Annotated in this window: 6 protein-coding genes and 1 pseudogene; 3 read left to right on the top strand and 4 right to left on the bottom strand. The window is 54.2% G+C overall.

Translation table 11 applies throughout. The features are described from left to right. The 4 genes and pseudogenes from AD670_RS31345 to AD670_RS02835 all read right to left on the bottom strand — a co-directional run. Nucleotides 1-1,210, bottom strand: a pseudogene (locus AD670_RS31345) (hypothetical protein); the annotation flags it as partial. Then, entirely contained in the window at nucleotides 1,210-2,364 is a 1,155-nt protein-coding gene (locus AD670_RS31340; RefSeq protein ID WP_156338061.1) for a hypothetical protein, read from the bottom strand. The pseudogene AD670_RS31345 and the gene AD670_RS31340, both read right to left, overlap by 1 nt. Nucleotides 2,365-2,368: 4 nt before the next feature. After that, nucleotides 2,369-2,800 carry a pyrophosphatase gene (locus tag AD670_RS02840; protein WP_053128136.1) on the bottom strand — a complete coding sequence of 144 codons (432 nt, stop codon included), beginning with the start codon at nucleotides 2,798-2,800 and terminating at the stop codon, nucleotides 2,369-2,371. 54 nt (nucleotides 2,801-2,854) lie between these two features. After that, on the bottom strand, nucleotides 2,855-3,844 hold the full coding sequence (locus AD670_RS02835) for a GlxA family transcriptional regulator (RefSeq protein WP_053128134.1): 990 nt from the start codon (nucleotides 3,842-3,844) through the stop codon (nucleotides 2,855-2,857). Between the two features lie 194 nt (nucleotides 3,845-4,038). Between AD670_RS02835 and AD670_RS02830 the strand changes: the two genes are divergently transcribed. The 3 genes from AD670_RS02830 (at nucleotide 4,039) to AD670_RS02820 (ending at nucleotide 6,982) form a co-directional block, all read left to right on the top strand. Further along, nucleotides 4,039-4,983 carry a choline ABC transporter substrate-binding protein gene (locus AD670_RS02830; RefSeq protein WP_053128132.1) on the top strand — a complete coding sequence of 315 codons (945 nt, stop codon included), beginning with the start codon at nucleotides 4,039-4,041 and terminating at the stop codon, nucleotides 4,981-4,983. A gap of 74 nt (nucleotides 4,984-5,057) precedes the next feature. Next, a complete protein-coding gene (locus AD670_RS02825; RefSeq protein ID WP_053128131.1) occupies nucleotides 5,058-5,945 on the top strand; it encodes a 3-keto-5-aminohexanoate cleavage protein in 888 nt (295 codons plus the stop codon). 71 nt (nucleotides 5,946-6,016) lie between these two features. Beyond that, nucleotides 6,017-6,982 (top strand): L-carnitine dehydrogenase, encoded by a 966-nt coding sequence (locus AD670_RS02820; RefSeq protein ID WP_053128129.1) that lies wholly within the window; start codon nucleotides 6,017-6,019, stop codon nucleotides 6,980-6,982. The last annotated feature ends 11 nt before the right edge of the window (nucleotides 6,983-6,993 follow it).

Raw genomic sequence — 6,993 nt, 5'->3', positions numbered from 1 at the left:
TTTCTCTAGACCCTTCATCATCAGTACAAACTATCGTGTTTGTTGATATGGAAACCTTCCAACTTACTTCCTTATTAAGCCAAGCTAAGAATTTTTTATTCCTTGAAACTTTGTCTCCAGCCAACGATAAAACTTTAGGTTCACCATCAACAATTTCGTTTAACTTATTCAACCCTTCCTTGCCAAACTCTTTTAGAAAGTCTACCAATCTTTGCGGCGTATGTGGTTTGCCTAAAGTAACAGCACGAGGAGGCTTTGCCTTAGATGAGAAATGCTCCCCAACCAATTCAATTTCTGTTTCGAGCCCATCGGCATCAAAACTAAAGAAACCCTTATCAATTTGCTCCAAAGAGATCAAAACCTTCCCATGACGTTCCTCATCACTTCTGTCGATCAACGTTAAAATTCGATCACCCTTAAAACCTTGTATAACTTCAAGGTCTCTGGCCATACCGCCAGATGTTGAAGCAGAAATAACCACGAGATGCTCTACCCTTGGAGGTGTAAGCTTCCGCATTTCATCATATGAGTGAAAGCTATGTATTCGAGCATCCACACCACAGAACTCTAAAGCCTCTCGTACAAACTGATAAATCCCCATACTATCTATGTATACCACAGACAAATTAGAAAATTTAGAAAACCCAAAAGCCAAACCAATTAATCGCCCTACAAAACACAACTCCGGCTCAGTCTTAGCAAGCTCACGCGCTTGGACGAATATGTTATTCCTCGTACCTGATGGGTGTTTAAAAAGATGGCCAACAGGTGCGACTTGCACAACATTATTCTTTCCCACAAGCTCGTGTGAGCCTTGCTTTACCAAATCTTCAACACTTAAATTATAGCCTGGAGGGGAGCCCGGATCTGCTGACGCTCTGAAAACCTCTGTTAAACCGCTAACGCTCCAACAGTACAAATAATAGTGCTTAACAAATGGTTTTCCTGATTTCTCACCGCGTTTTATAAAAGATTTTCTCAAAAGGTCATTAGACCAGTGCAATTCAATATCACCACACACTTTAGCGCTGGCGATCATAACAACACAGTCAGGAAGTAAATCAACAGTTTTTAACGACACCTCCAAATCAGAGTAAAACTCCAAACAACTAAGTTCGTGCCTATCACTAAAATACACACATAGAGCATCAAAATTATGACCAGTGATTTCGCACTTACCGACGGCCTCAAAGGAGAAAATACGGTCCATCAATCTCTCCTTAACGGTACTAAAATTGAGACTACTGCACCACATACCTTGCTAAATGGCCCGACATCCCAGTCGTCAAAACCAAGAATATCCCCTCCATGACTCTTATCAAAGCAGTTGAAGAGGCTTAAGCGTCCTGACCGAATACGTATCAACCCACCCATTCGTTGCAATTCTTCTAGCACGAGAGGAAGACCACCACCTGACCCAGTCTGATTTTTAGTTGTCACATTTTTTAAAAAACACTTTGCAAGACTTTCACGTTCTTCATCCAAACTCAATTCACTGACATCTTTTCCTGAAATACGGCTCGCAAAACCTGGCCCAGTATCAAAAAAGCTTAGTTGCAGGCACCTTATACCATCAAGTTCCCTGATAGAGACCCTCTCTCTATTCCAGAATTCTTGTAACCTTTTATGTCCTTTAAAATCTTTTTTATAGAATCTTGACTCCATTTCATCCCAGCTTACAATCATCCCCTCAACGTGAGCGTCATAAGAAATACCTGAGCAATCACTAGTAGCATGCTCTTGAGTATTCAGAAACAGCTCACGTGCAAAAATACTACAAGCCTCTATAAAACTTTTCGGTATAAGCCCCAGGTCTCTTTTATTAATTATTTCAAAAAGCTGAGTTAAAAGCTCATTCATTCCAGCCTTATCACGAACGGCCAATTGATCTCTTGCCGAAAATAGAGGCTTTAGATATTGAACATTAACACCACTCACGCAACACAAATCAATGGTACGACCGCGAATAATGCTTCTAAGATTACCAGCATCTGTATTTAACATCTTAGTCGTCGCAGAGCGCAACGCTTCGCGCCTAGAAACTAATGCCTCACCGACTTTTATTCCTGACGCCAACCTGATAACCGCAAGTCCGGGTGCATAGCTAGCCAAATCAGAAAGAACGGCCTTCATTGAGTTTGATGCATGAAAGTTTAATACCGCTTCCTCTGTAGATCTAGCCCAAGTGGCAAGCATTTGTAGTCGAGAGGCATCATGCATTGCTCCTTTGCGCTTATTAATTAAGTCCTTAGGTATTTGGAGTGGCAATCCTGAATTCAGCGTTACTAACGAAGCAGCCTTCTCTATACTATCAAGTGACTCCAACTCACCGATAATGTTCTTTTTTTTTGATATCAAGATCATCTCCCTAATCTTTTTTACTTAACTTCTCAAGCACATATTTTATTTTAGGCTCCGGCTTCCAATACGCCGGCCCTTTTAAAAACTTACCATTCTCATCGTATATTGGCTTACCATCTGCCCCAAGCTTACTTTCATTACTATCCATAATAACATTCAAAACATCTTCCAATGGAATCCCATACTTCATTGCTTCAGACCTGCAATAAACTATAATATCGCCCAAAACATCTGCTATGGCTACAACCACATCCAACTCACTTACCCCAGATTTAGCACACTCAACAATATCATCGATCTCGTTCACTTCATCCAATAGAGTCAACTTAAACCTCTTAAGCTTCCCCACAACATCCTCACCAATACTAGGCACCTCTAATACAGGAAGCTTGTACATTAAATTCATAGACTTAACGCGCTCTTTAAATTCTTTATTCATTACAACTCCAAATTAAGAAAAACATATCACATGTATAATTTTAGCAAACATACATTAAGCCTTTGCTTTTCCTCCGAGCAGGGACTCGATGATAGCGTTTGCCCTCCCCCCCCTCACTCTATCCTCCCTCGGACACTTGGCAAACCGCGCCCGGTAACTGCGGGTGAAATACGACGGCGATTCAAACCCGCATGCAATGCTCACCTCCAGTACGCTCATATCGCTCTGGCGCAGCAGTTGCCGGGCTTTCTCCAGCCTTAATCCCAAGTAGAAATTGCTCGGTGTGTCGTTCAGGTGCAGGCGAAACAGCCGCTCCAGCTGGCGCCGGGTGACTTTGATCGCTTCGGCCAGCGCCAAGGTGCTCAGGGGCGGTTCGGTGTGCTGCTCCATCTCGCCGATCACTTGCACCAGTTTCTTGTTGTTGATGCCGTAGCGCGTGGCGATCTGCATGCGCTGGTGGTCTTTGCGCGGGCGGATGCGGCCAAGGACGAACTGTTCGGAGACCTGGATCGCCAGGTCCGCGCCGTGGGCCTGGGCGATGAGGTCGAGCATCAGGTCGATGGAGGCCGTGCCACCGGCGCAGGTGATGCGGCGGCGGTCAATCTCGAACAGTTCCTGGGTCACGGTCAGGTGCGGGTACGACTCCTTGAAGGCGTCGATGGCCTCCCAGTGCAGGGTCAGGCGATGACCGTCGAGCAGGCCGGCTTCGGCGAGGACACAGGCGCCGGTGTCGATGGCGCCGAGGGTCACGCCATCATTGTCCAGGCGGCGCAGCCAGTGTTCCAGCGCCGGCGTGGCGAACTGCAGCGGTTCGAAGCCGGCCACCACCAGCAGCGTCGCGCCCTTCTTCAGCGGTTCCAGCGCGGCGTCGGCGTTGACCGACATGCCATTGCTCGCCAGCACCGCGCCGCCATCGGCGCTCAGCACATGCCAGCGGTACAGCTCGCCGCGAAAGCGGTTGGCCACGCGCAGTGGTTCCAGCGCAGAAATAAAGCCAATGGCCGAGAACCCCGGCATCAGCAGAAAGTAGAAATCCTGGGACATGGTGGCGCTCTCGTAGGACGGGCAGCGTGGTCACTGTGATACGCCAGTTCCACGGGCCATTCAAGAGCACAGGTCGCTGCAGTGCAAGAGCTGGTCGCCGCCGTGCGTTTCGGCGGGGCCAAAGCTCCGTAACGTGATCCTACGGCGCACAAAGACGCCGGACCCCACAATAACGACCTGCCGAGGGATCCACCATGAACCGACTGATTCGCCACTGCGTGCTTGCACTCAGCGCCAGCGCCATCTTGAGCACGAACGTACTGGCGGCCGACGCGGCCTCTTGCCAGAACGTGCGCATGGGCGTGGTGAACTGGACCGACGTCATCGCCACCAGCGCCATGACCCAAGTGTTGCTCGACGGCCTCGGCTACAAGACCAAACAAACCAGCGCCTCCCAGCAAATCATCTTCGCCGGTATCCGCGACCAGCGCCTGGACCTGTTCCTTGGCTACTGGAACCCGCTGATGACCCAGACCATCACGCCGTTCGTCGACGCCAAGCAAGTCAAAGTCCTCGACAAACCCAGCCTGGAAGACGCCCGCGCGACCCTGGCGGTGCCGACGTACCTGGCGGACAAGGGCCTGAAAACCTTCGCCGACATCGCCAAGTTCGACAAGGAGCTGGGCGGCAAGATCTACGGGATCGAGCCGGGCTCGGGTGCCAACACCCAGATCAAGGCGATGATCGCCAAGAACCAGTTCGGCCTGGGCAAATTCCAACTGGTGGAATCCAGCGAGGCCGGCATGCTTGCCGCCGTGGACCGTGCGGTACGCCGCAAGGAAGCCGTGGTGTTCTTCGGCTGGGCACCGCACCCGATGAACGTCAACGTCGCGATGACTTACCTCACCGGCAGCGATGACGCCCTGGGCCCGAACGAAGGCATGGCCACCGTGTGGACGGTCACCGCGCCGACCTACGCCCAACAGTGCCCCAACGTGCACAAGTTGCTGACCAACCTGACCTTCACCGCCGCCGACGAGAGCCGGATGATGCAGCCGCTGCTGGATCACAAGGACGCCCTCGAATCCGCCAAGCAGTGGCTCAAGGATCACCCGCAGGACCAGGCGCGCTGGCTGGAAGGTGTGACCACCTTCGACGGCAAACCGGCGGCGGCCAACCTGCAATTGACCAGCAAATAAACCCTATCTAAATCACCGCTTCGCAGCTCGCATCAGCTGCGAACGGCACCACCACGCCTGTAAGGAACCGCCTCATGAACCACGACGTCATCATCACCTGCGCACTCACCGGTGCTGGCGACACGACCGCCAGAAGCCCACACGTGCCGGTCACTCCCAAACAAATCGCCGCCGCCGCCGTGGAAGCCGCCAAGGCCGGCGCCACCGTGGTGCACTGCCATGTGCGCGACCCCGAGACCGGCAAGTTCAGCCGCGACGTCGCCCTGTACCGCGAAGTGATGGAGCGCATCCGTGAGGCTGACATCGACATCATCGTCAACCTCACCGCCGGCATGGGCGGCGACCTGGAAATCGGTGGCGGCGAGAACCCGATGGAGTTAGGCCCCAATACCGACCTGGTCGGCCCGCTGACCCGCCTCGCCCATGTCGAAGAACTGCTGCCGGAAATCTGCACCCTGGACTGCGGCACCCTGAATTTTGGCGATGGCGACACGATTTACGTCTCCACCCCGGCGCAGCTGCGGGCGGGCGCCAAGCGCATCCAAGAGTTGGGCGTCAAAGCCGAACTGGAAATTTTCGACACCGGCCACCTGTGGTTCGCCAAGCAGATGATCAAGGAAGGCCTGCTCGACAACCCGCTGTTCCAACTGTGCCTGGGCATCCCATGGGGCGCGCCGGCCGACACCACCACCATGAAAGCCATGGTCGACAACCTGCCGGCCGACGCGGTGTGGGCCGGGTTCGGGATCGGGCGCATGCAAATGCCCATGGCCGCGCAAGCGATGCTGCTGGGCGGCAACGTGCGGGTCGGCCTGGAAGACAACCTGTGGCTGGACAAGGGCGTACTCGCCACCAACGGCCAACTGGTGGAACGCGCCAGTGAAATCCTCAGCCGCCTGGGCGCGCGGGTCATGAGCCCGGCGGAAGGCCGCATCAAGATGGGCCTGACCAAACGCGGCTGACCGAATCAAAAAATGTGGGAGGGGGCTTGCTCCCTCCCACAGGGAATCACCGAACGCTTTAGGAATTTGCCATGCGCTTTATCACTGAGATCAAAACCTTCGCCGCCCTCGGCAGCGGTGTCATCGGCAGCGGCTGGGTGTCCCGTGCCCTGGCCCACGGCCTCGACGTGGTCGCCTGGGACCCGGCGCCGGGTGCCGAAGCGGCGCTGCGCAAACGTGTCGCCAATGCCTGGGACGCTCTGGAAAAACAGGGCCTCGCGCCCGGCGCATCCCAGGACCGCCTACGCTTTGTCCCCACCATCGAAGAATGCGTGAAAGACGCCGACTTCATCCAGGAAAGCGCCCCGGAACGCCTGGAGCTGAAACTGGAATTGCACAGCAAGATCAGCGCCGCGGCCAAGCCCAATGCACTGATCGGTTCGAGTACCTCCGGGCTGTTGCCGAGTGAGTTCTATGAGGGTTCGACCCACCCGGAACGCTGTGTGGTCGGCCATCCGTTCAACCCGGTTTATCTGTTGCCGCTGGTGGAAGTGGTCGGCGGCAAGCACACCGCGCCGGAAGCGATCCAGGCGGCGATCAAGGTGTATGAATCCCTCGGCATGCGCCCGCTGCATGTGCGCAAGGAAGTCCCCGGCTTTATCGCCGACCGCTTGCTCGAAGCGCTGTGGCGCGAGGCGCTGCACCTGGTGAATGACGGCGTGGCCACCACCGGCGAGATCGACGACGCAATCCGTTTTGGCGCCGGCCTGCGCTGGTCGTTCATGGGCACCTTCCTCACCTACACCCTGGCGGGCGGTGATGCGGGCATGCGGCACTTCATGGCGCAGTTCGGTCCGGCGTTGCAGTTGCCGTGGACCTACCTGCCGGCACCGGAATTGACCGACAAGTTGATCGACGATGTGGTCGATGGCACCAGCGAGCAACTGGGCAAACACAGCATTTCGGCGCTGGAGCGCTATCGTGATGATTGCCTGCTGGCGGTGCTCGAAGCGGTGAAAACCACCAAAGCCAAGCACGGCATGACCTTCGCCGAATAACGGAACCCTCA

Source organism: Pseudomonas sp. MIACH (genome assembly GCF_001269925.1).
Classification (GTDB): domain Bacteria; phylum Pseudomonadota; class Gammaproteobacteria; order Pseudomonadales; family Pseudomonadaceae; genus Aquipseudomonas.
This window is presented reverse-complemented; position numbering and strand designations above follow the sequence as displayed.

Bases quoted from the DNA above. Each gene is read 5' to 3' on its own strand.
- AD670_RS02820 (WP_053128129.1), top strand. From the start codon at position 6,017: ATGCGCTTTATCACTGAGATCAAAACCTTCGCCGCCCTCGGCAGCGGT.
- AD670_RS02840 (WP_053128136.1), bottom strand. From the start codon at position 2,800: ATGAATAAAGAATTTAAAGAGCGCGTTAAGTCTATGAATTTAATGTAC.
- AD670_RS02825 (WP_053128131.1), top strand. From the start codon at position 5,058: ATGAACCACGACGTCATCATCACCTGCGCACTCACCGGTGCTGGCGAC.
- AD670_RS31340 (WP_156338061.1), bottom strand. From the start codon at position 2,364: ATGATCTTGATATCAAAAAAAAAGAACATTATCGGTGAGTTGGAGTCA.
- AD670_RS02835 (WP_053128134.1), bottom strand. From the start codon at position 3,844: ATGTCCCAGGATTTCTACTTTCTGCTGATGCCGGGGTTCTCGGCCATT.
- AD670_RS02830 (WP_053128132.1), top strand. From the start codon at position 4,039: ATGAACCGACTGATTCGCCACTGCGTGCTTGCACTCAGCGCCAGCGCC.